Source organism: Enterococcus sp. E4-150, from assembly GCF_035726465.1.
In the GTDB taxonomy this organism is placed as follows: Bacteria; Bacillota; Bacilli; order Lactobacillales; family Enterococcaceae; genus Enterococcus_B; species Enterococcus_B faecium.
Window position 1 is genome coordinate 40,567 of the sequence record NZ_JAPRGK010000003.1, and the last position, 26,042, is coordinate 66,608.

The window sequence follows — 26,042 nt, forward strand, 5'->3', positions numbered from 1 at the left end:
CATTTTGTCAATAAAATCTTTAATAAAGAATTGAAAAATATATCTTATTATAGACAGCAGCCTACTTATCCCTTATAATTTTTATTCTAAAAAACGTACAGTTCCTTCCAGTTTTTATACTGGAATTTCAACATATGAAAGAATAAGGAGGCTATGACTATTCAATGAAATCGGATAAATATAAAAACAGGAAACATACTTCCTGGAAAACTTTTCGAGAAATCATCGGATCTTATCTCGCTGTAGTTGTATTTTTGCCTTTGCTTTATATGGCTATGACAGAACAAACTCGTTTTATTGGCGTAGATACGCAATATATAGCCGAAACAGGATTTTTATTCATCTTTATCTTGATTTTTGCGTTCTATAAATCCTTCCATACAAAATAAGATTCACAGATTTCAACTTTCCTGTCTGTTTTTAGCTATTACAAATCCTTATATGTGGTATAACAACAATTTATTGGCATAATGAGGAAAAACGAGTTATGATGCTTTCAGAGAGTAAAGAGGTACTGTTGTCACCATCCTTTTTATTGATTACGTACACCACTCTTAGTTTTTTCCCATTGATTACGAAAACAAGGTAGAAACATTGATGTTCCTACCTTGTTTTCTTTTTTTATTTTCAGATCAAAATCTCAAGTAGCTTTTGACTTGATGTCGGGAGGTTGTCTTCGTTCCATCAAACCTGATAGAATCTGCGCCAAACCATAATTTTCTCCACTATTATTTATTCCTCTAAGATAGTCCCCACAATAAACGAATAGATATTTTTCTCATTTTCATACTCCTTCTTTGAAAATCAATTAGATTTCTCTCAACCCACTTTTTTACAAAAATTACTTAGTAAAAAAGATTGCAAGAACAAATTAAAAAAGAAGTAAATAGAGTTTCGTCTATAAACATTTACTTGATATATTTTTTATGCAGAATTCATTTATAGAAAAATTAAGTAAAATAGACGTTCCTATGAATGAAGAGACTGGCATGTTGTCTCATTTTCTTTTTTTAAAAAAAAATAGTCTATTCAATTTCTAAAGCTTCTTCATAATAAAACTTTCATTTATGAAAAGGCTTGTTCTCTTTTCATTCTAAATTTCCTAAGCTACAATGTGGTAGTACTTGTTTTTTCAATTGTGGACAAATAAATAATAGGAGGAATCATATGATTCAGTTATTACGTTATGCAAAAGACTATCGTAAGCAAATCATTTTGGGCCCGTTCTTCAAATTTCTTGAAGCTGTCTTCGAACTTGTCCTGCCTTTAATGATGGCTTCCTTGATCGATAATGGACTAAAAATGAATGACCGAGGAAAAATCATTGAAATGGGCTTATGGATGGTCGCTATGTCTGTGATTGGTCTGATTTGTGCTATCATTTGCCAATACTATGCTTCAGTAGCTTCACAAGGATTTGGTACAGAGTTACGTAATCAGCTAATCAAAAAAATCAATACTTTCTCTCACAACGAGTTGAATCATTTTGGAACAGATACCTTGATCACCCGAATGACAAACGACATCAATCAGCTTCAGCTAGCTTTAGCAATGGTCATTCGTTTATTGATCAGAGCACCGTTTTTAAGTATCGGGTCAGTGGTCATGGCTTTTGTGATCGACTGGGAAGTAGGTCTGTTTTTCTTAGCATTATTGCCTGTTTTCTCAATCATTTTATTTTTTATCATCAAAAAAACCGTTCCTCTCTACCAAAAAGTGCAAGAAAAACTAGATCAGCTCAATGAACACGTTAGTCAGAATCTTAGCGGTGTTCGTGTCATCCGCGCATTTGCGCAGACAAAAAAAGAAACAGAGAAGTTCGATAAAAGCACAAATGATCTAGCGAACAATTATTTACGTGTTTCCAATATCTCTGCCCTATTATCACCTGCTACAACCTTGATCATGAATATCGGGATCATCTGTTTGCTGACAGTTGGCGGGATCAAAGTAAATATTGGTAGCTTGCAACAAGGACAAGTTCTTGCTTTGATCAATTATATGAATCAAATGCTTTTGGCACTGATCGTTGTTTCAAACCTCGTCGTGATCTTCACACGTGCCGAAGCTTCAGGAAATCGGGTGAAAGAGGTGCTAGACACAGAAAATTCGATTCTTGAAGCTGAGGTCAGTACTACTCCCGATTTTTCTTCTGAAGCAATTATCGCTTTTGACCATGTTGACTTCCGTTATACTCCTGATTCTGGTCTTTCTCTCCAAAATATTACATTTCAGCTGAAGCGAAATACAGTCCTTGGAATCATTGGTCCAACCGGAAGCGGGAAAACGACTTTGACACAATTGATTCCGCGTTTCTATGATGTCAGTTCCGGTACAGTTATAATGGACGGAATGGATGTTCGTTCTTGGCAGCTGGATCATCTCCGTCAGCAAATTGCTCTTGTTCCCCAAACTTCTGTACTATTTACCGGGACTATTCGTGAAAACCTTCAATGGGGTAAGAAAGACGCCACAGAAAAAGAATGTTGGGAAGCTCTGAAAATCGCTCAGGCAGAAGAATTTGTCCGTCAGCTTCCAAATGGTTTAGATACAAAAGTCATGGAAAATGGGAAAAATTTCTCTGGCGGACAAAAACAGCGACTGACGATTGCAAGAGCTTTGATTGCCAAGCCAGCATTACTGATTTTAGATGACTCTTTAAGTGCGTTGGATTATCAAACAGACTTGGATTTGCGTAAGGCGCTACAGACTTATCTTGGCAGTACAGTGATTATTATCTCCCAACGTGTCCGCTCTATTCAAGAAGCACATCATATCTTAGTGATGGATCAAGGTAAGATTGCTGCTCAGGGTACCCATGAAGAATTACTTGCTCAATCAGCAGAATATCAGGAAATCGTCGCATCACAGGAGGAAGAATAGTTATGAAAGTAAAAAAATTATCCTTGCAGACGCTCCGCCGATTCATTCCTTACCTTACTGCCTATGCAAAAGACATTTGGCTAGCTGTGATACTAGGAATCATCAATGGGATTGCAACAGTTGTGATGACGTTACAAATTGGTCAAAGTATCGATCAAATGATTGGAGAAGGACAGGTCCGCTTCAATCGATTGTTCCATTTACTTATTCTATTCGGTGGTATCGTTTTAATCAACGTAGTCAGTCAATGGCTCATCCAAGTGTTAAGCAATCGGTTAGCTTACTTATCCGTTGCAAAATTAAGAAAAGATGCATTTGCTCATCTGAATCGATTGCCACTTCGTTATTATGATCAAAACTCACACGGAAATATCGTCAGTCGATTTACAAATGATATGGACAATATTTCCATTGCAATTTCTGCGGCCTTCAATCAATTATTTTCTGGAGTGGCAATCATCATTCTTTCGTTTATTTTTATGATGCGTCTAAGTCCACTTCTGACATTGGTCGTTCTTTGTTCTACACCAATTATTTTCCTTGTGAGTTGGATCGTTGCTCGTGCTTCACAAACAAATTTCGATAGACAGCAAAGGATTATTGGGGATATCTCGGGCTTTGTGACCGAACGAATCGGTAACCAGAAAATCGTGAAAGCTTTTCAGCAAGAAGAAGCTAGTCAACAGCAATTTGAACTGCTAAATGCTGATCTATATGAAAAAGGACAACGGGCACAATTTTCTTCTTCCTTGACAAACCCGTCTTCTCGTTTTGTAGATCACCTTGCTTATTTATCGATTGGTTTAGTTGGCGGCCTATTGGCATTGAAGAGTGGTTCGTCAATCACTGTTGGTGTGATTTCCAGCTTTACGATCTACTCAAGTCAGTTTTCTAAACCATTTATCGAACTTTCTGGAATCACGACACAACTGCAAACCGCTTTTTCTGGTCTAGAACGAGCATTTGATTTGATCGATCAGCCAGAAGAAAAGCCTGATTTGCCAGATGCCTATGCCTTGGAACCCAAAAATATCAAAGGAAGAGTCTCTTTTGATCATGTTTCTTTTTCTTATGACCCCAAACAGCGTTTGATCGAAGATTTCAATTTTACTGCTTATCCAGGTCAAACCATTGCTATAGTAGGAAAAACAGGGGCCGGAAAATCCACACTTGTTAATTTGCTGATGCGTTTTTATGACACAACAAAAGGAACAATTACAGTCGATGACCATGACATCCGCTCTATCCAACGTGATACATTACGTAAAAGTTTTGGAATGGTGTTACAAGATACTTGGCTATTTGACAGTACATTGCGAGAAAATCTTCGTTTTGGAAATCCGGAAGCAAGTGACGCAGAAATCAATGATGCCCTAAAAGCCTCTTACATGTATGAATTTGTAGAACGTTTGCCGGAAAAATTAGATACTAAGATTGGCGGTCAAGGGTTAAAGATATCAGATGGACAACGCCAACTGTTGACGATTGCTCGAACGATGATCAGTAATCCCCCTATGTTGATCTTAGATGAAGCTACCAGCTCAGTCGATACATTGACAGAGAAAAAAATCCAACAAGCCTTCTTAGCAATGATGGAAGGAAAAACCAGTTTTGTGATTGCCCATCGCCTGTCCACAATCAAAAATGCGGACCAGATATTAGTGATGGATCAGGGAGCTATTGTCGAAATGGGCACCCATGATGAGCTGCTTCAAAAAGATGGTTATTACCGACGGCTCTATCAAGCACAATTCACAGCACAATAAAAACAAGCAGTCTTCTGGGATGGGAAGACTGCTTGTTTTTTATTTAGCGTGGATCGCTAAACTTCTTAAAATTTTTTTGTAAGGAATACTACGTCCTACGTAATAAATGGCAATTGATTGAATCGGTAACCATATTACTGTTTTTAACAGGCGGGGCGCCCAAACGACCCAGCTGAACAATGGCACATGGTACATCAACGCAAGCCATAATGGTGTCAAAAATAAGTTGATGATCAGCGTGACACTAAGCGTAGCCAGAATGGCATTTTTCCAAGTGATCTCTTTTCGATAGAAAAAGAATCCGTAGATTGCTCCTTCAATAAATGCATTCAATGTAAATCCAATAAAGAATGCAGATTTCGAGAAGAGGGCCATTCCTACTAAATCAGCTAAAACTGCGCCTATCCCTGACCAAAAAGGACCAAAAAGAATGCCCATGATCACTTGTGGAATAAATGTGACACTGATTTTAATAAATGGGGTCTCGATTGCTACCAGTCGGGACAAAGTGACCATCAATGCAATCAATAAGCCCATAATAGCAATCATACGTGCGTCTAACCGGTGTTTCTTCATTTTTAGCATCTCCTTTAAGAGCTGCTACATCGTATCATGCAGCGAATGCGAAAATAAAACCGCGAACATTACGTCCTTCGTCCAAGAGGCAACATCCCATCCTCTTAGCACTTAACGCTTTATTTTCTACTCTGTATTATTTTTGGGATCTTTTCCCACAGAAACTATAGCATATTTTCACATTTACTGCAAATACGAAAAACTAATATTATTGTTTATATTATCCAATACGTTCGTATTATATCGCATATTATCAGTTTGTTTAGCTTTTATAGCTACATATAGGCGAACATTAAACGTTATTTTTCCATACGCTTATCCATCAAAATGAAAGTGGACGCTTGTCTATTTCATGGACGATTCTTCGAAAATCTAGGAAGCCGGCTTCCAGTCCTCTTAGTAGCACCTCAGCTGTTCCGATATTCGTAGCTAACGGAATCTCATAGACATCAGATAAACGGATAAGTGCTGTTACATCTGGTTCATGGGGCTGTGCAGCCAGCGGGTCTCGAAGAAAAATCACCAAATCTAACTGATCCTCCGAAATCATGGCTCCAATTTGCTGATCCCCGCCTAACGGTCCGGATTTAAACCGATGGATCGGCAAGCCGGTTGCTTCCGTGATCCTCTGCCCAGTCGTCCCGGTAGCAAAAAGTTCATGTTTTTCCAATATTGTTTTATACGCTGTTGCTAATTTCACCATCATAGGTTTTTTTCGGTCATGAGCGATCAAAGCGATTTTCATAAGAGACACTCCTTTTGATATTGTTAACATACTTATTTACTCCAGTGTATCAGTTTTTATTTCTTATGGATATTTATTAAAGCTTAAAACTAGCACATTGACAAAAAAAAGAAAAAATTCTTGTTCAACATGACATTGAAGTTAGTTAACGCTTTCATTTATACTTTAAATAGTTAATAAAACTAAAAAAGAAAGTGTGGAACGTATTATGGTAGAAATGGCTCTGAAAAACGTATATAAAAAATATGACAATGCAGAAAATTATTCTGTAACTGATTTTAATCTATCAATCAAAGACCGTGAATTTATCGTTTTTGTTGGTCCTTCCGGTTGTGGAAAGTCAACTACTTTGCGAATGATCGCGGGACTGGAAGATATCTCTGAAGGAGAACTAAATATCGGCGGAAAAGTCATGAATGACGTGGCACCTAAAGACCGTGATATTGCCATGGTTTTCCAAAACTACGCATTGTATCCTCATATGACTGTTTTTGATAATATGGCTTTTGGCTTGAAATTACGTAAATATGATAAAGCAGACATCAAAAAACGTGTGGACAATGCAGCAGAGATCTTAGGTCTGACAGAATACTTGAAACGAAAACCAGCTGCTTTATCTGGTGGACAACGCCAACGTGTGGCATTGGGACGGGCAATCGTTCGGGATGCAAAAGTCTTCTTAATGGATGAGCCATTATCAAATTTAGATGCTAAATTACGTGTAGCCATGCGTGCTGAGATTGCCAAACTTCACCAGCGTCTTGAAACAACGACCATCTATGTTACTCACGATCAGACAGAAGCAATGACTATGGCTGACCGAATCGTTATCATGAAAGACGGATTTATCCAACAAATCGGTACACCGAAAGAAGTTTATGATACACCCGTCAATATGTTCGTTGCCGGCTTTATTGGATCTCCTGCCATGAATTTCTTTAATGTGACATTGAAAAATGGTGTTATCACAGATGGACATGGGCTTAAGCTTCGTATTCCTGAAGGGAAAAACAAAGTATTAGTTGAAAAAAGTTATGAAGGAAAAGAAGTTATCTTCGGTATTCGTCCAGAAGACATCCACAGTGAACAAGTAGCCCTTGAAGCTTCACCTGAAGCCGTAGTCAAATCAGAAGTTGTCGTTTCCGAATTACTTGGAGCTGAAACGATGCTTTACACAAAAACTGGTTCTACTGAGTTCATCTCAAAAGTAGATGCAAGAGATTTCCATAAACCAGGCGAAATAGTCGACCTTGCTTTCAACATCAGCAAGGGCCACTTCTTTGATAAAGAAACAGAACAAGTCATCAAACTTCCATAAATTGCCCCCTGTTAGAGCTGTGCCAGAAGATGTTGGTGCAGCTCTTTTTAGGACAAAAAACTCTCATCTTAGAGGATTTATTATCCATTACTAGATGAGAGTTTTTTTTGAGAGATCATGTCTAATATGTCGTTTTCTTCGCGTACCCTTGAATCGACTCTTTCCGATTTTCTTTTTTTGCTGCCGTAAATACGGGGATATCAAAATATTTGCTGAGTGTTCCTGCTATAAAATAAGCAATATTATAATCAACTAAACTGTGGATGAGCCCACCAATCCCCATCAAGATGAATACTGTATAAAAATATCCTTGAGAATAATATGTTTCAGGCATATTACCAATAAAGTAAAAGATGCTGACTACTAGCATTTCTGCTAAAGAATGAATCACACCGATCACAAAATTGAACCCTTGGAAACGCCAATTAGCAAAAGTAAACTGTCCATTTTTTAAAACGATACTCGGATGCTTTTGCAAGTACCAAGCCCCAATCAACGCAAACACAAGATGTGACAATGCTCGCAATGCGATGATAACCGGCGTTGTTAAAAAGAAACCAAATGTCGTACCTAGCGCAACAGCCACTGCAACTCCTGGTGTAAAAAACATCGCAATAAATAATGGCACATGAGACGCCAAAGTAAAGGAAGCTGGTGGAATCATGATTTTAGGCATGACCATTGGGATAATGACCCCCATCCCAATCAATAAAGCAGAAATCGTTAGTTTTCGAACTGAATTTTTTCTCATTTTTTCTCTCCCCTAATATGTCTTGACACATAAATGTCGACTTAGTATAACTCACTTACTAATAACTGTCAAGACACATATTCTTTTCTAAATCCATACAAAATGAGTGTGAGTATCAAGTATAAGAATTTTTTGATCAAGAAACAAAAATAGGAGATGTGACAAAATTTGTGTTACATCTCCTTGTTCGGCATAATAGTTGTCAAAAGCTTGCATCAAGTAATAAGACCAACTAACTCAAAAACATGAGAAGCTGTTTTTTGAAATTGTTCCTTGTGACTTAGAGTTAAACGGCAGGCCCACAACCTCTTTCTTAAACGGTGTTCAATCAGCTGAACCTCGGTATTAGCTCAAAAAACGGCAAAATATGAGGAACTATTTTGCCGTTTGTTTCTCTAATACTCAGGTCAAAGCGCTGATTTCACAACCTCTTGGTAAACGGTGTTCAAAAGCTTGCATCTGCGGTAACAAGCCCAAACAAACGAAAAACATGAGGAACTATTTTTGTTTGGTTGTTCTTATTACTTGATGCAGGACAGCTTTTTCACAACTTCTGTCACAACCTCTTTTTTACTGCATATTTTCTGACATCGCATTGCTTAATGCGGCGAATTCTTGTAATGACAAAGTCTCCCCACGACGTTTTGGATCGATTCCAGCTGTTTCCAAGCTTTTTGCTAACCATGCTTTTGTCTGGTCATCTTTGCCATACGAATGCTGCAAGTTATTCCAAAGCGTTTTTCTTCTTTGTTGAAATGCCGCTTTTGTCAATCGGAAAAATGCTTTTTCGTCTGTCACTTCGACTGCCGGTATATCTCTTCTTGTCAGTTTCAAAATCGCTGAATCTACATTTGGCTGAGGGACAAATACTGTTTTTGGTACGATGAATGCTAAACTGGCTTCCATATAATATTGAACAGCAATCGATAATGAACCATAAGCTTTCGTTCCTGGTTCAGCAGAGATACGATCAGCTACTTCTTTTTGCATCATGACGACTAGTTCATCCACAACCAAATCTGATTCAAGAAAATGCATCATGATCGGTGTCGTAATATAGTAAGGTAAATTCGCTACGACTTTTAACGGAAGCTCCTCATGAAATGTTTCTCTAACAGCTGTTGACAAATCGGTCTTTAAAATATCTTGATGTACAATAGTCACATTGTCATAGGGTTGCATCGTATCAGCCAATACAGGGATCAAACGATCATCGATCTCAAATGCTACGACTTGTTTTGCATGCTTGGCTAATTGTTCCGTCAATGCACCGATTCCTGGTCCAACTTCGATCACGTTCGTATGTTCATCTATTTGCGCAGTTTCTACGATTTTCCTTAAAATATTTGGTTCAGTCAGAAAATTTTGTCCTAAACTTTTTTTAAATGAAAAACCATGTTTCAATAAAATCTCTTTTGTTCTAGAGGGTGTCGCAATTTCACGATATTCACTCATGTTGTTCCTCCACTATTTTCATTGCTTGGGCGAGTTCTTTCGGCGTAATACGAAACATCTTCAAACGTTTTTCCAATTGTTTGCCGTTCGTGTAACCGATGCGCAACTCGTCACCTAGTTTTTCTCGTTTTTCTTTTGCTTGTGCCCCAGCTATTAAACCATAGTCTAAAAGGTCTTGTCTAGTGATTTCAGAAACAGCCGTTTGGTAAATGTCTGGCGTCACGACCTTTTTCAATGCTTCTAAAATAGCAGCATCACTTGCATGCTCGACACCAAGGCTTCCCTTTTTCTTTGGTTTAGCTTGTGTGCGCGGCAAAAAAGCATGTTTTGCCTGAGGAACAGCTTCCATAATGATTTTTCTTATTTTTTCTCCTGAAAAATCAGGATCGGTAAAAACGATCACTCCACGAGTCTCTTGGGCATGTTCAATTTGCATCAGGATCTCTTCATTTATTGCAGACCCTATTGTTTCTATCGTATCTGCATCAACTACTTCCCGCAGCCTTCTTGTATCGTCTTTTCCTTCAACGACTATAATCTCTTGGATCTTCATCTTATCCATGTTCGCTTAGACCAAATAATCGGTGCGCATTTGTCCATGTTTGGGCAGCCACTTCTTCTGTCGGAAGATTCCGAAGTTCAGCAATCTTTTCTACTGTATAACGAGTATAGCCTGGTTCATTTCGCTTTCCTCTAAAAGGAACTGGTGCCAGATAAGGGGCATCTGTTTCCACAAGTAATCGTTCGATTGGTACATTTGCTGCAGCCTCTTGGACGTCTAATGCTTTTTTGAAAGTGACGACACCGCTAAATGAAATATGCATCCCTAAGTCAAGAAACCGTTTTGCCCATTCATAATCACCACTGAAACTATGCATGATTCCACCGATATCTCGAACATCTTCTTCTTTTAGGATTTGATACGTGTCTTCAAGTGCTTCTCTAGTATGAATACTGATTGGTAGGTTCATTTCTTTTGCGATAGCAATCTGTCTGCGAAATACTTTATCTTGGACTTCTTTCGGGTCTTCCATCCAATGATAATCTAAGCCAATTTCCCCTAATGCTACAACCTTTGGTAAAGTCAATTGTTCTTGTAATTTATTTTCGATTTCTTTCGTATAACTGCCAGCCTCTGTCGGATGCCAGCCGATAATACTGTATATATTTGGATAGTCATGGCTTAATTGCAAAGACTTTTCAATCGTTGGCGTATCGAAGCCCACGACCGCCATTTTCGTTACCCCCATTTCTTGTGCTCGCTGAATCGTTTCTGGAATATCTTCATTGAACTGTTCAGCATTTAAATGGGTATGAGAATCAAATATCATGTTTATCTCTCCTTTTCATTCTTACTTTAGCACATAAGCACTACTTGCAGAAGTAGCAAAAATCAAAATAGAAGAACTTGTTTTATTGAAATAGAAAAAGCACGAAGATCTAGAGGACCTAGTTCGTACTTTTTCTGTCTGTTGTTGAAATATTTTACTCTTCTGAGCGTTTTTTCTTTTTTTGATAATAGACTGGGATACCTATCAAGGTAACACCTATACCGATCAATGCTAATTTCGTTTGCGTCATCATCGTCATACCTAAAATGAAAATAGCGCCGAGAATCGCAATAATCGGAACGATTGGATAAAGTGGTACTTTATATGGACGTGGCAATTCCGGCGCTTTTTTTCTTAAAATAAAGACACCGATAAAAATCAGTAAACTGAATAGCCACATCACAAAAATCAACATGTCTGTTAAAAAGTCGAAAGAACCAAGGCTCATCATAATACAAGCTACTGCTAACTGGAAAATCGCAGGAACATAAGGAACCGTAAACTTCTTTGAAAGCTTTGTCAGCTGTTTACTGAAAGGTAGCTCGTCTTCTAAAGCCATCGCATAAGGCACGCGGATCCCAGTTAGTGTATAACCGTTCAATGCACCGTATACCGAGATCAAGATCCCAATAGTGACCAGCTTTCCACCGATTCCCCCAAAAATGACGTCTGATGCTTCAGAAGCTGCATTCAAATTACCGGCAAGATGATCAATCGGCAAAGTTTTCAAAAAAACAAAATTGATCAATAGATAAACGACTGTTACAAAACTCAAACCAAGAATAATTGCTTTAGGCAAATCTTTTTCCGGCCGTTTCATTTCCCCTGCCATTGCACCGACACCTAACCAGCCGTCATAAGCAAACAACGTTGCTAACAACGCACTGCTCAATCCTTCGACAAAAGTAACATCTTTTCCAGCTTCGATTGGAAATAACTGGACAGTTCCTTGTCCTGGGGTCAATAATCCCCATATGACAATCACAGCAATTGGTATTAATTTAACAATCAACGTCACTGATTGTACAGAAGCACCGACTTTTGTTCCTAACAAATTCAACCCTGTCACAGAAACAGCGGTGATCACTGCAATCAACAAAAGATAATCGGTAGATAATTGTAATAAGTTCGTCAATTGTGTCGCAAAGATAATCGATAATGCAGCAATATTAGCAGGAAAATAAATCAAGCTTTGCGCCCATCCTAATAAAAAGCTGGGCAATTTTCCATACGCAGCTTCAATATATTTTACAGCTCCACCAGTTTCCGGGATTGCTGTAGCTAATTCAGCCACTGTCAATCCAGCACAGATCGTTAAGAAACCACCCAAAAGCCAAGCTAGCAATGTCAAACTTGTAGACTGAGTACTAGCAGTAACAGCAGCAGTTTTGAAGAAGACGCCTGCACCGATCACGGTTCCCATAACGGTAGCTAATGCGCCAAACAGATTGATTTCTCGTTTTAGTTTGCCTTTCATTCCCATCCTCTTTCTTCTTTGAAATTTGGTATAATTTTCAGTATAACTGAGAATATTTTAATTTACCATTCTTTTTTCTCCACTTTCAGTGAAAAACTCCCTCTTAAGACGGATGTATTTCTTTTTTATTTTTCGTATACTAAACCTACCTTTTCCACGAAGGAGGAACAGTTTATGGATTTTAAGCGTTCTTATCCGAAATTAGCAGATTATTTATCCAACCGGGTCGATTTTTCCCGTAAAGAACAACAGCAGTCCCGTTGGCATTGGTTCACATTAATTTTATTTGGATTAATGACTGTTGCAACGTTATCACAAAAACTAATATTGCTGACTTTGTTCATCGCAATCGTTGCATTGATCAAAGGTCCTGTGATGATCTTGTGGGGGATGTTGTATTCCTTTTTGGTTGGGCTTTTTCCGCCTATCGGTATTTTGCTTTCAGCGATTTTCTTTTTATTGAATATCGGAACATTTACAAAGAACTGGCGGATGACCTTAGTCGGGATCTATTTTTATTTCTATCCTTTTGGAGTGATGGCACTTAGTGAAGTCATGCATTGGGATAATCATTGGTTTATAGCTGGCTCCTTGCTTTTAGGGTTGATCTTGTTACACGTGATGTTGACAAAGCTCTATCAACATTATGGTATCGGACGTACGATTTTCTGGTATGTCTTTTCGATCCCATTTGCACTGCTTACTGCTCTCTTACCAAACCGTTTGAAGACAAAAATAAAAGGTTACCATAAAATCAAGTGATAGGATTTTTACAAAATAAAGAAAACAATCATCGAAGTCAAAGCCGATGATTGTTTTTTTATCTATATTTTCAATCACACATATAAGAGCACAAACTAATTGAACATAAAGTGATAGAACTTAGAATTAACACATCAACGCTACTGTTAGATATAAATATAGATGTAACAAAGTCATTGCATTCAAACTTTATGAATGTAAGGACAATAAAAAAGAGTACCAGATGAATCAATTAAAATCTGCCCGACCCTTTATCATTATGCTTTTTTTCTGTTTTTACGATTCCTATTAGTATTATTCTAAATTAACAAAAATCAGCGAAGCTCGTACTTCTTTTTCTAGGATTTATTTTGGATAGTTCTCTGTTTCTGTATTATATGATTGGCTTCAAGTAATAAGAAGGAATTTACGAAAATTGCTTCTCAAATTTCGGAAAAAGGGGGTATGACACAACTAGTGTCATACCCCCTTTGAATTTCTATGCGATTTCTGAGCCATTTGGCATGGATTTTGGTGCTTCGATCACTTGTAAAGAGCCATCTGGTGCTTCTGCAGAAAGGATCATTCCTTGACTGATTTGTCCACGCATCTTTCGTGGTTTCAGATTTGCTACAATGACGACTTTTTTCCCGATCAATTCGCTTGGATCAGGATAAAATTCAGCGATTCCTGACAAGATTTGACGGTCTTGGCTGTCTCCAGCATCTAGTCGGAATTGCAGCAACTTATCTGCCCCTTCTACTTTTTGACAGTTGATGACTTCTGCTACTTTTAGTTCTACTTTTTCAAATACATCAAATTTGATTTGTTTTTCTTTCGTTGAAACAAGTTCTGTTTCTTCTGGATCCCATTTGACTGTATCTTCGTTTGTTTGAGTACCTTCAGACATTTTTTCTTGAATAAAAGCCACTTCTTCTTCCATATCTAAACGTGGGAAGATTGGTGTACCTTTTGCAACTACTTTTGTTCCTGAAGGAAATTCGCCAAAGTGTAATCCTTCAAGATTCATCGTTTCAGAGTCCAATCCTAGTTGATTGAAGATCTTCTCTGGCGTTTCTGTCATGATTGGCTGAAGTAATATCGCTGCGATACGCAAAGATTCAGCTAAATGGATCATGACACTATTCAATTCAGCTTTCTTTTCTTCGTCTTTTGCTAATATCCATGGTTCTGTTTCATCAATGTATTTATTTGCACGAGAAATCAGCACCCAGATTTCAGCCAACGCTGTATTGAATTCCATTTTTTCCATTGCATCGTGGTAACGTCCGACAACGTTAGCAGCCGTCGTAGACAGTTCACTGTCAAATGGAGTGACAAGTGAGGCATAGTCAGGAACGAGTCCATCACAATATTTGTTGATCATAGCAATCGTTCGATTCAATAAGTTCCCTAGATCATTTGCCAGATCATAATTGACACGGGAAACAAAATCTTCTGGCGTAAAGACACCATCTGACCCAAACGGAACAGCACGAAGCAAATAATAACGAAGTGCATCTAAACCATAACGTTCCACAAGCATTTCAGGATAAACGACATTTCCTTTTGATTTAGACATTTTTCCGTCTTTCATCAATAACCAGCCATGCCCAAATACTTTTTTAGGTAGAGGCAAATCAAGAGCCATCAGCATGATTGGCCAATAGATCGTATGGAAGCGAACGATTTCTTTACCGACCATCTGAACATCTGCAGGCCAGTATTTTTCGAATAGACTTTCATCTTCGGAGCCATATCCTAGTGCAGTAATATAATTGGATAATGCATCGATCCATACATACACCACATGTTTCGGATCACTCTTGACTGGCACCCCCCAAGTAAAGGTTGTTCTTGAAACTGCAAGATCTTCTAATCCTGGTTTGATAAAGTTGTTGATCATTTCGTTTTTACGAGATTCTGGCTGGATGAATTCGGGATGTTCTTCATAGTATTCCAACAGACGGTCTGCGTATTTGCTCATGCGGAAGAAGTATGATTCTTCTTTTACCAATTCTACTTCGTGTCCACTTGGCGCTTTACCACCGATCACGTTACCTTCGTCATCTTTGTACACTTCTGCAAGTTGTGTTTCTGTAAAGAATTCTTCGTCAGAAACAGAGTACCAGCCTTCATATTCACCTAAGTAAATATCTCCCTGTTCTAATAAACGATCAAATATTTTTTGAACAGCTGCTTTATGGTAATCATCTGTCGTGCGAATGAATTTATCATAACTGATATCAAGCGTTTTCCATAATTTCTTGACATCAGCCGCCATTTTATCTACATATTCTTGCGGTTTTACACCTAGTTCTTCTGCTTTTGTTTCGATTTTTTGACCATGTTCATCCACTCCAGTGAGATAAAACACATCAAAGCCCATCAACCGTTTATAACGAGCAATTGCGTCACATGCAATCGTAGTATACGAGTTGCCGATATGAAGTTTGCCGCTTGGATAATAGATTGGCGTAGTGATATAAAAAGTTTCCTTTTCTGCCACGGGGCTCTTCCTCCTTTATCGCATGATGCGAATTCGTTTCCTTGCTAGTATACCATAAAAAAAGCATGCTGTTAGCTTTTTTTCAAAATGAAAAAGACTGGATAAACGACTTCTATCTACGTTCAATCTATCCTTTAAAAGGATGAATAGGTTGAATAAATGCGGGTTTTTGTTTTGTTTCATATCTACTAAAAAACGGCTTTTTATTTCTCCCCTCACACGTGGTATAATAAAGACTATCTATCTTAGTAAGGGACTGGAACAATCATGCAGAAGAAACATCTTTTTTTTACACTTAGTATTGCTTTTCTTTCATTAGCACATTTAATATTCAGCTATTTTTATATTCGTATGTATGGTTATTTTAACCTCCATGGGCATTTGAGCAGTTTTATGACAGCAGCTTGGATTTTGCGTTTTATCATTGACGTATATATCGTTATTTGTGGCTTCTTTGCCATTCGTGAAGAGCGGTATAAAGTATTGCCGTTTTATCTGCTTTTCTTTTTATTCAATCTCATACTTCCATTTATTTTTCATATTTAAATGATAACCTAGATTTTTCAAGTAAATCCTTGGTTTTTTTTCAGAGTCTGCTACAATAAGGTAAAAAGTACTTTTACTGTCAATGGAGGTGGTCAGATGAACCGTTTTGCTTCTAAAGAAGAAGAAAAATTATATTATGAACATGAAGCTAGTGAAGAAGAATTTCTTAACTGGTATCAAAAACAGGAACGTCCAGAATATGACAAGCCCTCTTTGACTGTCGATATCGTACTGATGTGCTATAACAAAGAAGAAGATCAGCTGAAAGTTTTGTTGATCCAAAGAAAAGGGCATCCTTATCGAAATTCATGGGCATTGCCTGGTGGCTTTGTCCAAAAGGATGAGTCAACTGGAGAAAGCGTCTTAAGAGAAACAAAGGAAGAAACTGGTGTGGTTATTTCAAAAGAAAATATTGAGCAACTGCATACATTCAGTACGCCTAATCGAGATCCGCGAGGCTGGGTCGTCACAGTCAGCTACTTAGCCTTTATTGGAGAAGAACCGCTAATCGCCGGAGATGATGCCAAGGAAGTACGCTGGTTCACACTAGAACGTCATAGTAACAAGATCCATTTATCTAGCGGAGAAGTGGCTATCTCGCTTGATTTAGTCACTGGAGAGTCTTCTGGCAAAGATACTTTGGCTTTTGACCATAGTCAAATCATCTTGAAAGCATTCAACCGTGTAGTCAATAAAATGGAACACGAGCCGCAAGTTCTACAAGTTTTAGGTAAAGATTTCACGATTACGGAAGCTCGAAAAGTATTTGCTAAATTCTTAGGGATCGATTATAAAACGATCGATCATTCCAATTTTAAGAAAGCTATGCTCCAATATTTCGATGAGATCGGTGAACGTCCTGTAGGAATCGGCCGTCCTTCAAAAATCTATCAGCTCAAGCCGGGGCACCATGAATAAGGTTGTGAACAAAAGATTCAGACCTAATCATTCAAGAAAGAACGCAAAAACAACTCTTTGTGAGTTACGTTTTTTGTTTCAGAATTTTGATGTATTCGTAAACTTTCTGAATAAAAAATTAACAATAGCAGAAAAAGCTCGTACGAACTTTTTCTGCTATTGTTTTATTGGTTTGTCATAATTAGTGAGCTTTTCTTCAAAAGAAAAATTCCTAGAAACAAAAGTCATTAAGACTTTTTATTAACAAGGCGAACCCTAACGCTCCTATCAGTTTCATTCATTTTTTATCCCTTGATAACCGAATGTCTGCCCATTTTTTCTACTACTTGGCTCTTTCTTACGGAATTGCTTTCTTCTGCTCCGTCGGTATTGATCAAAAGAAATTTTTTATTATACCATTGGGACTTATAACGCAATTTTGTTATTAATTTATGCCAGTCATGAATAGAAAAATCAGCATGTGCTTCTTCTTTTGGAAAAGATTCTACAAATAAGTAGTCATATTGTTTGACCAATTTCCCAGATAATTGTTCAAGATAATCTTCTCGCTGGTTCTTTTGTTTCAGATAAAGATCCATTACTTTTCTCTTTTGTTTCTGATAATTGCTTGCCTGATCTAACCTTGTCTTTCTATGGTGAGCGGAGCGGACTTTCACATTCAATTTCCGCTGTGCATGTTGCAGCTTTTCTTCTGTTTGGTGAAATTTTGGTAAAGTTACTTCTAGAGGTCGAGATGTTTGGATCAATGTCTTCGGATGATAGGCGATCCCGATCCATTTAGCTAAAGATTCTTTTTTTACTGGCGAAACATCACAAAGTAGTGCGACATAGAATTCTTCATTATATCGAGCAGAAATCGTAGCGGAGCGAATCGATCCTTCAACTGGCCGATGCTGATTTATCTTGATTAGTTCTTTTTGTTTTGGTAACTTTAAGTAGCCATTTTCCAGATAGATCGTACGGGTTTGGTTGTTGGTCGTATAAGATTGCCACATACTTTTTTTCGTTTTAAGCTTTGGGAAGCTGGCACGTCCCTTGAAATAATTGCGAAAAGCCCGGTCCAAATTAAGCTGTGCATTTGCTAAAGCAAGACTGTCTACTTCTTTTAAGAATGGGTATTCTTTTTTTAATGTAGCGGGTGTGAGCGAAAAATCGGCCACTCCTGTTTGTTGCCAACTTTTCTGCCGCTTTTTCAGCAAATGGTTATAGGTAAATCGAGCACATCCAAAAGTACGAATCAATTGCTGTTTTTGTTCTTCTGTCGGATACATACGGAATTTAAAAGCTTTTAGCATCTATGTCCCTCCTAGTTAGCAACCAGAAGAGATTCCTTTTGTCGTTCTAGTTTTTTTGCGTAATATGGGACTTCCTGCTCAGTTGCATAGACAAAATGTTCTGGTGCGATTTCACGAAGTTGACGTACTTGTCCGTCATCTGGTTCAGGTTGATATTTGATTCTTCTGCGTTTTCTCTCATGGTCTGGATCTGGTAGAGGAATAGCAGATAACAAACTTTCTGTATAAGGATGAACACCGTGATTATAGATTTCATCACTTGTTCCCATCTCTAATAACAAGCCGTTATGCATTACACCGATTCGGTCACTAATATGTTTAACCATCGACAAATCATGTGCAATAAATAGATAGGTCAATTGATGTTCTTTTTGGAGATCTTGCAACAAATTGACCACTTGGGCTTGGATCGACACATCTAGTGCAGAAATTGGTTCATCACAAATGATAAAACGCGGTTTTACTGCCAATGCTCGCGCAATACCAATACGCTGGCGTTGCCCACCTGAAAATTCATGAGGATAACGAGTACCGTGGCTTGGATTCAATCCAACAGTTCTCAATAGATCATCGACTTTTTTTGCACGCTCTTCAGATGATTTAGCTAGTCCATTAACATCAATTCCTTCGGCAATGATATCTCTGACTTTCATCCGAGGATTCAACGAAGCATATGGATCTTGGAAAATCATCTGAACATCATGCCGGAATTTCGTCAAACCTTTTTTATCTTTGATCTTCGTTATATCTTGACCGTCGAATAATATCTCACCATCAGTAGGTTCATTCAAGCGAATGATCGTACGGCCAGTAGTGGATTTTCCGCTTCCAGATTCTCCAACTAAACCGAATGTTTCTCCTTCATAGATGTGAAAGCTGATGTCATTTACAGCATGTACTTCATTCTTTTTTCCTACATTGAAATACTGTTTCAATCCTTTAACTTCAAGTAGTTTATTTGGCATCAGCAATTCCTCCTTGACCGTAAGTATGTTTTTGTTTCTCTTTAAAGATAGCCCAGCGACGTTGGATTTCTTCTGGCGGTGTCACTTTGGGTGCCTGTGGAGCAAGTAGCCAAGTTGCTGCCTTGTGTGTTTTTGATAGTTCAAAAAATGGTGGTTCTTGTTCTGCATCGATTTTCATCGCGAATTCATTTCTTGGATAGAATGCGTCTCCTTTTGGCGGGTTCAATAAATCCGGTGGAGAACCAGGAATAGCATACAATCGATCGTTCGCACTATCTAATGTCGGCATTGAACCAAGCAGTCCCCAAGTATAGGGATGTTGCGGGTTGTAGAAAATTTCTTCCGATGTTCCAACTTCAACGATTCTTCCTCCATACATGACAGCGACACGATCAGCGACATTCGCTACTACACCAAGGTCATGAGTGATAAAGATAATTGATGTATCGATTTTTGTCTGAATTTCTTTCAGCAGCTCCAAAATCTGTGCTTGAATAGTCACATCAAGCGCTGTTGTAGGTTCATCAGCAATCAGGATTTCCGGATAACATACCAGTGCAATCGCGATCACGATCCGTTGACGCTGACCTCCTGAGAACTGATGCGGATAACTGTTGATACGTTTCTCAGCTTCGGGTATTCCAACTAATTTAAGCAATTCTAATGCAGCTTTTTGTCCCTCTTTTTTTGAAACTTTATTATGCTTTCTAAGGGACTCAGCGACTTGCTTCCCAATGGGCATCGTCGGATCTAAAGAGGTCATTGGATCTTGGAAAATCATCGCTATTTCTTTACCACGGATTTTTTGCATCTCTCTTTCTGATTTTCCAACGATATCGTTACCTTTAAAGAGGATTTGACCAGCATCTATATTGGCGTTGCTTGACAGCAAGCGCATGATGCTTCTGGTCGTCACTGATTTTCCACTTCCAGATTCCCCAACGATCGCCAATGTTTCTCCTTTATTCAAATGAAAATTGACACCGCGAATCGCTCGTACCTTTCCAGCATACGTATCAAAAGAGATTTCTAAGTCTTTCACTTCTAAAATTTTCGTCATCGTCTTCACTCTTTCATTTTAGGATCAAAGGCATCACGCAATCCATCAGCAAGTAAGTTAAAGCCAATCATGATAACCGATAAAGTTACTGCCGGAATCCATAACAGATAAGGCAGATACAGGAATGTCTTGTACCCTTCGCTCAACATCGTTCCTAATGAAGCTGACGGAGGCGTAAGACCTAAACCGATAAAGCTTAAAAAGGCTTCGAAGAAAATAGCAGATGGAATACTAAACATCATTTGAATAATAATGACACTAGAGATATTCGGCAAAATATGTTTGAATGCAATTTTCATTCTTGATTCACCTAATGTCAATCCAGCTAAAACATATTCTTGATCTTTTAATTTCATTGTTTGTGCACGAACGATACGTGCCATTGGTATCCAGTTTGTGATGGCCATAGCAGCCACGATTGAAAAAATTCCTGGTTCAAAAACGACCAACATCAAAATCATGACAACGAGGTTTGGAATTCCTGACAAGATTTCCAAAAAACGTTGCATCACGTTATCGACACGTCCGCCTAACAAACCAGAAACCAACCCGTAAGCTACACCAATCGTTACATCTAGTAATGCAGCAATAAATGCGATCAGCAACGAGATTCTCGTTCCCATAAATAAGCGGCTTAATACATCACGTCCCAAACCGTCTGTTCCTAAAAAGAAATTTACGTTTGAAGGGACGTTTGCTTGAGCATATTTATCAACAAGTTCACCACCGACCATTGCTTTTCCATTCAATCCATCGATATTGATTCCCGGAATACGAGGAGGCAAATTGATATAAGCCACGTTTTGGGTAGTTGGATCATGAGGAGAAACAAAGATTGTGATCACAGAGATCAAAATGATGACCAATAGTAAAACCATTGAAATAACGGCAGCTTTGTTTTTCTTTAAACGGCGCCATGAATCTTGGATAAAATTCAAAGAAGGTGCAGTAATCTGTTCACGTTCTTCTTCGGTATTTTTTTGTAATGGAAGAAACTCATCCGCAGGGATATCTGCGACTGTTTCATAACGCTTTGGTATCATTTCCATTTATCCTCGGCTCCCTTCTGAAACACGAATTCTTGGATCAACTAGACCGTACAATAGATCCACGATCAAAATAACAAAAATCAGCATAAATGAGTAAAGGATCGTTACAGCCATGATCGTAGGATAATCATTTGTTGTGATTGACTTAACGAATTGTTCCCCGATACCAGGAATAGCAAAGATATTTTCTACCACCAGTGATCCGGTCATCAATGCTACAGCTAACGGTCCTAATAAAGTCATCAAGGGAATCAAACTATTTCGAAGACCATGTTTAAAGGCGATTTCCCAACGGCTCAATCCTTTTGCTTTTGCTAATTCCACATAATCACTATGCAGTACTTCCACCATTTCCGTACGGATAAACCGAGCAGAGTCAGCAAGCGGCGACATGGCCAACGCAATTGTTGGTAAGATTGTGTACACAAAGCCATCCCATTTTGCGATTGGCAAAACTTGTAATTTGATTGCAAAGATATATTGTAATAAAACAGCAAATACAAAGTTTGGAATGGAACGACCTAATATCGCTACGAGTGTAGAAGATGTATCTGCCCATGTATTTTGCTTCATGGCAGAGATCGTTCCTAAAATCGTTCCTAGGACTGTTCCAAAGATAATTGCCTGTAACCCTAATTGCAAGGATGGTCCGATTCTTCCAGCTAACAAATGTGCGACTGGCTGGTTTTTAAATTGGAAGGAAATTCCAAAATCTCCTTGAAGCAAATTAGAAAGATAAATCCCATATTGTACGATAACTGGTTTATCCAAACCGACTTGTTTATTTAGCATCTCGATTGTTTCAGGACTCAAACGTTCCTGATTCGTATATGGCGTGCCCGGCAGCAATTGCATCAAGAAAAAGGTGATTGTTGCAATTAACCAAAGCGTGATGATCATGAAAAAGACACGTTTTAATACATATTTGATATAACTATTCACTAATGTTTCCCCCTAGCTTTTGACTTCTGACAGATGTTTCGCTACATTATTAGATAATGAACCAAAAATAAAGGAGCAATCAAATGAAAAAAAAATCTATCCCCTACGCAGTAGCTTTTCTACTGATTCTGGTTATTTTAATAAAAAATCTCATCAACCATTCCTTTACACTCATTCAATTATCTAATGATCTATTCTTATGGTCATTGCCGTTTCTGATTATTGGCGGTTTTTTATGGGTCTTTTCTTCGGGTTTCTTCGATCATTTTCAGCGATCGGTCCATCTTGCACGAACAAGGAACCGAAAGAAAAAACCAGAATTTTCCTCGCTCTCATCTGCCAGCTACGGTATGTACAGCTTTTGGCTGATCATTGCCGGAATACTAATTGCTCTTTCTGCTATTTTCATGCTTTTTTCTTTGTTAGGATAAGTGAATATGAGAACGAGGTTGCGACATTTGCCGCAGCCTCGTTTTTTCTCATGCTCACGGTATTAACGATTATTCTTCAACGTATGTCCATTTGTAATCCCATGAAGCGCCTGCCGCATGGTGAACGATACCTTTGATTTTTTCATTCACTAGGTGACCTTCTGCTTTTTGGTACACCGGAACGACACCCATATCATCAGAGATGATCTTGATTGCTTTTTGGAAATCATCCCAACGGGCTTGTTCATCACCAGCGTCTGTTGATGAAGCTGCTTTAACTGCTTCGTCATATTCTGCATTGCTCCAGCGACCACGGTTGTATGAATTACCTGTGACAAACAAATCAGTAAAGCTGCTTGGGTCTGCATAGTCAGCAGCCCATCCGCCTAGTACTGCGTCAAAATCACCCGAAGTTGAGCGGTCAAGACGTACAGAGAATGGAACAGGTGTTGGTTTGACTGTTACGCCATCCAAGTTTTCTTGGATTGAGTTTTGAACATATTCGATTACTTTTTTCGATGAATCATCATCAGAAGCCATCAAATCAAATTCTAAAGAATCAACGCCCAATTCTTTTTTCGCTTTTTCCCAATATTCTTTTGCTTTATCTTTGTCATAAGAAACTAATTTTCCAGCTTCTTTTGCAAAGTCTTCGTTCGTTGTTGGACTTTTTACCATATCTGATGGGATCAATCCTGTAGAGACAACTGATCCGTCACCTAGTACTTGTTTTACTAAAGCTTCACGATCGATAGAATAAGAAATAGCTTTTCTTAGGTTCACATTGTTGAATGGTGAATTCTTTTCACGTTGATTGAATTCGATATAGCTTGTCCGCGCTTCTTTAACAGAAGTATAAGCTGGATCGTTTGCGTTTTGCTGTGCTAACTCACCAGACAAGATCACGTCATCTGCTTGGCCATCTTTGAATAAGTTCAATGCAGTAGAAGATTCTTTTACTACACTGACTTTGATTTCAGAAAGTTTTACTGTATCTTTGTCCCAGTAATGGTCATTTTTCTTATAAGTCCATTCTGTATCTGTTCCTGGTCCATCAAAATCTTCTAATGTGAATGGTCCATTATAAACAGCTTTATCACTTGCAGATGCATAGGCATCCCCATTTTCTTCCACTACGGATTGTTTTTGTGGGAAAAATGATGGGAAAGCAAGCAGATATTGGAAATATGGTGTTTGTTTCGTCAATTTGATTTCTAATTCATAGTCACCAACTGCTTTGATCCCTAGTTCTGATTTATCTTTCTTTCCAGCTGTGATGTCTTCTGCATTTTCAACTGGCGCATACAGGTAAGCATATTCAGAAGCTGTAGCTGGGTCTACTGTTCGTTGCCAGCCATAAACGTAATCCGCTGCTGTAACAGGATCACCATTTGACCATTTTGCGTCTTCTCGTAATTTGATTTTGTAAGTTAATCCGTCTTCACTGACTTCTGCCAACTCGCTAGCTCCTGCCGGCTGTGGTTTGCTGTCTTCATCAAGACGGTAAATTCCTTCATAAACGTTATTCAATGCTGTAAAACTGATTGTATCTGTTGCAACTGATAAGTCAGCTGTAGGCATTTCCTGAGGCACGACTAAGTTAAATACGCCTCCTCCATCTGCTGAACCGCTTTTTGCTGAACTACTGTTGCTTGTGGCTGAACTGCCGCCATAACATCCAGCAAGTACAAGGCCGCATACCGCAACCAAACCAAATGTAAATTTCTTTTTCATTTTACGTACCCCTTTGTTGGAATTTTCAGAATAATTAATATTTTCTGAAGTTGTTTAAGAGTTTAATGAATAATTATTAAAAAATCAACACTTTTTTTTGTCTTTTTCATAAAATAATGATTTTTTCGTGAGGTTTCAAGGAATTTTTCAGGAAAAATAGCTTTGTACAAGGTTTTCCATGGTCTTCCAAAAGCCATTAAATAATTTTCGTTATATTGTCTATTATTGCCATACAAAGATAAAAAAGAATAAATAAAAAGAAACTGTGACAAAAGTCTTGTCACAGTCCCTTATTCCGAATAAACGGTGTTCAAAAGCCAGTTTCTCGGTATTAAGCCAAATTTATGCAAAAATGTAGAAAGCCATTTTCACAAAATTTTTCTTAATACTCGAAACTAAGCGACTTTTTCACAACCTCTTCCTTAAACGGTGTTCAATCAGCTGACCCCCGATATTAGCTCAACAAACGGCAAAATATGAAGAACTATTTTTCCGTTTGTTTCTCTAATACTCAGGTCAGGACGCTGATTTCACAACCTCTTTTTATTATTGAGAATCTGGTCGAGGAATAATCGTTTTTGCCATCCAAATATCCGGTTTGTCCCAGCCATTTGCATTTGGTAAGACACCTACGATTTTATAACCTAATTTTTCATAGAATTCATACGGATGTTCACGAAGGTTCTGGATGGAAGCCACTTTATCATATGTATGCTCATACAGGTCCGTTTGACTTAACGTTGTTCCATGGTCTAAATCATCCGTACCTAAATAAATCGTGATTCCTCCTCTGGAAGCTACTTCTTTTTCTAAGTAATTGACTAATCGAGTACCTATTTGGTTCTTTCGTCGGGAGCTTTCTACAACTAATGGATGCAATTCCCAACCTGTGATACCGTATTGAGGGATTGCACCAATAAATCCTACTAACTCATCTTGGTCTACCGCTGCTACCGCGATTCGTTCTGGATTCATCATTTCTTCTACTTCTTCTGCCGAGCTGTCTCCGTATTCTTCCGGCCAAGTCAGTCTCAGTAAATCAGAAAGCTGATCTTTCAATACTGGATTATTACGGTCAAATTCACTGATTATCATACGTCTTCCCCCTTGTTCTTGCTTATTCTAACAGTCCTTTTGAAAAAACGAAATGTTCTCGCTCAAAAATCTTTAGCTACCAATCAGTATCTCTATTCTTTCATTATTTATCTTACTTATAAAATAAAAAAATTATACAGAAACACTTTATTCAAAATAGGAAAGATCAGGAAAGCCATCAATTGGAGGAAAAAACTCTGTTTGTTCATCATGATATAGATTATCTTTTGCTTTAAAAAAACCAATTATGAATTGACAAATAAAACCTGTTTTCATATAATAATCTTAATTTTTAGAATTTTTAGATAATTACAAAAAAACAAAGGGAATCGGTAGAAATACTAAGAGGAACAAAAATTCATTATTGTCGTTTTCAATGTTTTTGTACTTGTTCGTTTTTAGGATACTTATTGATGATTTCAAGGTGTTCATGCCACCTTATTCATCACTTATCC

At 38.1% G+C, this 26,042-nt stretch carries 23 protein-coding genes, 1 pseudogene and 1 riboswitch; of the genes and pseudogenes, 9 read left to right on the plus strand and 15 right to left on the minus strand.

What is annotated here, in order from left to right:
- Positions 1-164 precede the first annotated feature (164 nt).
- The 3 genes from OZ002_RS03615 (at position 165) to OZ002_RS03625 (ending at position 4,649) form a co-directional block, all read left to right on the plus strand.
- Positions 165-389, plus strand: a complete 225-nt coding sequence (locus OZ002_RS03615; RefSeq protein WP_002294014.1) for a hypothetical protein — start codon at positions 165-167, stop codon at positions 387-389.
- A 778-nt stretch (positions 390-1,167) separates the two neighbouring features.
- Positions 1,168-2,883, plus strand: a complete 1,716-nt coding sequence (locus tag OZ002_RS03620) for an ABC transporter ATP-binding protein (protein ID WP_125178997.1) — start codon at positions 1,168-1,170, stop codon at positions 2,881-2,883.
- A 2-nt stretch (positions 2,884-2,885) separates the two neighbouring features.
- A complete protein-coding gene (locus tag OZ002_RS03625; protein WP_325082874.1) occupies positions 2,886-4,649 on the plus strand; it encodes an ABC transporter ATP-binding protein in 1,764 nt (587 codons plus the stop codon).
- Between the two features lie 39 nt (positions 4,650-4,688).
- Here the strand turns inward: OZ002_RS03625 and OZ002_RS03630 are convergent, their stop codons facing one another.
- Together OZ002_RS03630 and mgsA are read right to left on the minus strand one after the other, a co-directional pair.
- Positions 4,689-5,225, minus strand: a complete 537-nt coding sequence (locus tag OZ002_RS03630; protein ID WP_002289509.1) for a folate family ECF transporter S component — start codon at positions 5,223-5,225, stop codon at positions 4,689-4,691.
- A 37-nt stretch (positions 5,226-5,262) separates the two neighbouring features.
- Positions 5,263-5,361: riboswitch (THF riboswitch) on the minus strand.
- 186 nt (positions 5,362-5,547) lie between these two features.
- Positions 5,548-5,970 carry a methylglyoxal synthase gene (gene mgsA, locus OZ002_RS03635; protein WP_002291069.1) on the minus strand — a complete coding sequence of 141 codons (423 nt, stop codon included), beginning with the start codon at positions 5,968-5,970 and terminating at the stop codon, positions 5,548-5,550.
- A gap of 208 nt (positions 5,971-6,178) precedes the next feature.
- On the opposite strand from mgsA, the gene OZ002_RS03640 reads away from it, so the two are divergent.
- Entirely contained in the window at positions 6,179-7,288 is a 1,110-nt protein-coding gene (locus OZ002_RS03640; protein WP_002307252.1) for an ABC transporter ATP-binding protein, read from the plus strand.
- Positions 7,289-7,409: 121 nt separating this feature from the next.
- Here the strand turns inward: OZ002_RS03640 and OZ002_RS03645 are convergent, their stop codons facing one another.
- The 5 genes from OZ002_RS03645 to OZ002_RS03665 all read right to left on the minus strand — a co-directional run bounded on the left by OZ002_RS03645 (position 7,410) and on the right by OZ002_RS03665 (position 12,302).
- Positions 7,410-8,039, minus strand: a complete 630-nt coding sequence (locus tag OZ002_RS03645; protein ID WP_002294011.1) for a hypothetical protein — start codon at positions 8,037-8,039, stop codon at positions 7,410-7,412.
- A gap of 570 nt (positions 8,040-8,609) precedes the next feature.
- Positions 8,610-9,494: a 16S rRNA (adenine(1518)-N(6)/adenine(1519)-N(6))-dimethyltransferase RsmA gene (rsmA, locus tag OZ002_RS03650; RefSeq protein WP_002294004.1), complete on the minus strand. Its 885-nt coding sequence runs from the start codon at positions 9,492-9,494 to the stop codon at positions 8,610-8,612.
- Complete coding sequence (gene rnmV / locus OZ002_RS03655) at positions 9,487-10,056, minus strand: ribonuclease M5 (RefSeq protein WP_002307251.1); 570 nt, start codon at positions 10,054-10,056, stop codon at positions 9,487-9,489. The genes rsmA and rnmV overlap by 8 nt, the downstream gene beginning before the upstream one ends.
- Entirely contained in the window at positions 10,049-10,825 is a 777-nt protein-coding gene (locus OZ002_RS03660) for a TatD family hydrolase (RefSeq protein WP_002294001.1), read from the minus strand. The genes rnmV and OZ002_RS03660 overlap by 8 nt, the downstream gene beginning before the upstream one ends.
- A 154-nt stretch (positions 10,826-10,979) precedes the next feature.
- Positions 10,980-12,302 carry an APC family permease gene (locus tag OZ002_RS03665; protein WP_002319648.1) on the minus strand — a complete coding sequence of 441 codons (1,323 nt, stop codon included), beginning with the start codon at positions 12,300-12,302 and terminating at the stop codon, positions 10,980-10,982.
- A gap of 174 nt (positions 12,303-12,476) precedes the next feature.
- On the opposite strand from OZ002_RS03665, the gene OZ002_RS03670 reads away from it, so the two are divergent.
- On the plus strand, positions 12,477-13,064 hold the full coding sequence (locus tag OZ002_RS03670) for a hypothetical protein (RefSeq protein WP_156249237.1): 588 nt from the start codon (positions 12,477-12,479) through the stop codon (positions 13,062-13,064).
- Positions 13,065-13,542: 478 nt separating this feature from the next.
- Here OZ002_RS03670 and metG read toward each other — a convergent pair whose 3' ends face one another.
- Positions 13,543-15,552: a methionine--tRNA ligase gene (gene metG, locus OZ002_RS03675; protein ID WP_252704043.1), complete on the minus strand. Its 2,010-nt coding sequence runs from the start codon at positions 15,550-15,552 to the stop codon at positions 13,543-13,545.
- Between the two features lie 267 nt (positions 15,553-15,819).
- Here metG and OZ002_RS03680 point away from each other — a divergent pair, with 267 nt between their 5' ends.
- Together OZ002_RS03680 and OZ002_RS03685 are read left to right on the plus strand one after the other, a co-directional pair.
- Positions 15,820-16,098 carry a hypothetical protein gene (locus tag OZ002_RS03680; RefSeq protein WP_125178996.1) on the plus strand — a complete coding sequence of 93 codons (279 nt, stop codon included), beginning with the start codon at positions 15,820-15,822 and terminating at the stop codon, positions 16,096-16,098.
- A 96-nt stretch (positions 16,099-16,194) separates the two neighbouring features.
- Positions 16,195-17,016: an NUDIX domain-containing protein gene (locus tag OZ002_RS03685; RefSeq protein ID WP_002293995.1), complete on the plus strand. Its 822-nt coding sequence runs from the start codon at positions 16,195-16,197 to the stop codon at positions 17,014-17,016.
- 284 nt (positions 17,017-17,300) lie between these two features.
- Here OZ002_RS03685 and OZ002_RS03690 read toward each other — a convergent pair whose 3' ends face one another.
- From OZ002_RS03690 to opp3b, 5 genes are read right to left on the minus strand one after another with little or no spacing between them, the layout of a single operon-like run.
- Positions 17,301-18,311 carry an RNA-guided endonuclease TnpB family protein gene (locus tag OZ002_RS03690; RefSeq protein WP_002327649.1) on the minus strand — a complete coding sequence of 337 codons (1,011 nt, stop codon included), beginning with the start codon at positions 18,309-18,311 and terminating at the stop codon, positions 17,301-17,303.
- Between the two features lie 11 nt (positions 18,312-18,322).
- Positions 18,323-19,276 (minus strand): ABC transporter ATP-binding protein, encoded by a 954-nt coding sequence (locus OZ002_RS03695; RefSeq protein ID WP_002307242.1) that lies wholly within the window; start codon positions 19,274-19,276, stop codon positions 18,323-18,325.
- Positions 19,266-20,336 carry an ABC transporter ATP-binding protein gene (locus OZ002_RS03700; protein ID WP_002289332.1) on the minus strand — a complete coding sequence of 357 codons (1,071 nt, stop codon included), beginning with the start codon at positions 20,334-20,336 and terminating at the stop codon, positions 19,266-19,268. The genes OZ002_RS03695 and OZ002_RS03700 overlap by 11 nt, the downstream gene beginning before the upstream one ends.
- Positions 20,337-20,341: 5 nt before the next feature.
- The gene (locus OZ002_RS03705; RefSeq protein WP_156249238.1) at positions 20,342-21,385 is read right to left on the minus strand and encodes an ABC transporter permease; all 1,044 of its coding nucleotides are present in this window, start codon (positions 21,383-21,385) and stop codon (positions 20,342-20,344) included.
- On the minus strand, positions 21,386-22,327 hold the full coding sequence (opp3b, locus tag OZ002_RS03710) for an oligopeptide ABC transporter permease (protein ID WP_002293573.1): 942 nt from the start codon (positions 22,325-22,327) through the stop codon (positions 21,386-21,388). It abuts the gene before it with no gap.
- 83 nt (positions 22,328-22,410) lie between these two features.
- Between opp3b and OZ002_RS03715 the strand changes: the two genes are divergently transcribed.
- Entirely contained in the window at positions 22,411-22,758 is a 348-nt protein-coding gene (locus tag OZ002_RS03715; protein ID WP_002293992.1) for a DUF3899 domain-containing protein, read from the plus strand.
- Positions 22,759-22,827: 69 nt separating this feature from the next.
- Here OZ002_RS03715 and OZ002_RS03720 read toward each other — a convergent pair whose 3' ends face one another.
- Positions 22,828-24,492, minus strand: a complete 1,665-nt coding sequence (locus tag OZ002_RS03720; protein WP_002299119.1) for a peptide ABC transporter substrate-binding protein — start codon at positions 24,490-24,492, stop codon at positions 22,828-22,830.
- A gap of 178 nt (positions 24,493-24,670) precedes the next feature.
- Here OZ002_RS03720 and OZ002_RS03725 point away from each other — a divergent pair.
- A pseudogene (locus OZ002_RS03725) lies at positions 24,671-24,745 on the plus strand (ribonuclease P); the annotation flags it as partial.
- 293 nt (positions 24,746-25,038) lie between these two features.
- Here the strand turns inward: OZ002_RS03725 and OZ002_RS03730 are convergent.
- The gene (locus OZ002_RS03730; protein ID WP_010727362.1) at positions 25,039-25,587 is read right to left on the minus strand and encodes an aminoglycoside 6'-N-acetyltransferase; all 549 of its coding nucleotides are present in this window, start codon (positions 25,585-25,587) and stop codon (positions 25,039-25,041) included.
- Between the last annotated feature and the right edge of the window lie 455 nt (positions 25,588-26,042).

What these genes read in the sequence shown, in the direction of transcription:
- OZ002_RS03680 (WP_125178996.1), top strand. Translation starts at nt 15,820, where the DNA reads ATGCAGAAGAAACATCTTTTTTTTACACTTAGTATTGCTTTTCTTTCA.
- OZ002_RS03615 (WP_002294014.1), top strand. Translation starts at nt 165, where the DNA reads ATGAAATCGGATAAATATAAAAACAGGAAACATACTTCCTGGAAAACT.
- OZ002_RS03695 (WP_002307242.1), bottom strand. Translation starts at nt 19,276, where the DNA reads ATGCCAAATAAACTACTTGAAGTTAAAGGATTGAAACAGTATTTCAAT.
- OZ002_RS03620 (WP_125178997.1), top strand. Translation starts at nt 1,168, where the DNA reads ATGATTCAGTTATTACGTTATGCAAAAGACTATCGTAAGCAAATCATT.
- rnmV (WP_002307251.1), bottom strand. Translation starts at nt 10,056, where the DNA reads ATGGATAAGATGAAGATCCAAGAGATTATAGTCGTTGAAGGAAAAGAC.
- OZ002_RS03640 (WP_002307252.1), top strand. Translation starts at nt 6,179, where the DNA reads ATGGTAGAAATGGCTCTGAAAAACGTATATAAAAAATATGACAATGCA.
- OZ002_RS03715 (WP_002293992.1), top strand. Translation starts at nt 22,411, where the DNA reads ATGAAAAAAAAATCTATCCCCTACGCAGTAGCTTTTCTACTGATTCTG.
- OZ002_RS03665 (WP_002319648.1), bottom strand. Translation starts at nt 12,302, where the DNA reads ATGAAAGGCAAACTAAAACGAGAAATCAATCTGTTTGGCGCATTAGCT.
- OZ002_RS03730 (WP_010727362.1), bottom strand. Translation starts at nt 25,587, where the DNA reads ATGATAATCAGTGAATTTGACCGTAATAATCCAGTATTGAAAGATCAG.
- OZ002_RS03700 (WP_002289332.1), bottom strand. Translation starts at nt 20,336, where the DNA reads ATGACGAAAATTTTAGAAGTGAAAGACTTAGAAATCTCTTTTGATACG.
- OZ002_RS03660 (WP_002294001.1), bottom strand. Translation starts at nt 10,825, where the DNA reads ATGATATTTGATTCTCATACCCATTTAAATGCTGAACAGTTCAATGAA.
- OZ002_RS03630 (WP_002289509.1), bottom strand. Translation starts at nt 5,225, where the DNA reads ATGAAGAAACACCGGTTAGACGCACGTATGATTGCTATTATGGGCTTA.
- OZ002_RS03690 (WP_002327649.1), bottom strand. Translation starts at nt 18,311, where the DNA reads ATGCTAAAAGCTTTTAAATTCCGTATGTATCCGACAGAAGAACAAAAA.
- OZ002_RS03645 (WP_002294011.1), bottom strand. Translation starts at nt 8,039, where the DNA reads ATGAGAAAAAATTCAGTTCGAAAACTAACGATTTCTGCTTTATTGATT.
- OZ002_RS03685 (WP_002293995.1), top strand. Translation starts at nt 16,195, where the DNA reads ATGAACCGTTTTGCTTCTAAAGAAGAAGAAAAATTATATTATGAACAT.
- OZ002_RS03705 (WP_156249238.1), bottom strand. Translation starts at nt 21,385, where the DNA reads ATGGAAATGATACCAAAGCGTTATGAAACAGTCGCAGATATCCCTGCG.
- rsmA (WP_002294004.1), bottom strand. Translation starts at nt 9,494, where the DNA reads ATGAGTGAATATCGTGAAATTGCGACACCCTCTAGAACAAAAGAGATT.
- OZ002_RS03670 (WP_156249237.1), top strand. Translation starts at nt 12,477, where the DNA reads ATGGATTTTAAGCGTTCTTATCCGAAATTAGCAGATTATTTATCCAAC.
- OZ002_RS03720 (WP_002299119.1), bottom strand. Translation starts at nt 24,492, where the DNA reads ATGAAAAAGAAATTTACATTTGGTTTGGTTGCGGTATGCGGCCTTGTA.
- OZ002_RS03625 (WP_325082874.1), top strand. Translation starts at nt 2,886, where the DNA reads ATGAAAGTAAAAAAATTATCCTTGCAGACGCTCCGCCGATTCATTCCT.
- mgsA (WP_002291069.1), bottom strand. Translation starts at nt 5,970, where the DNA reads ATGAAAATCGCTTTGATCGCTCATGACCGAAAAAAACCTATGATGGTG.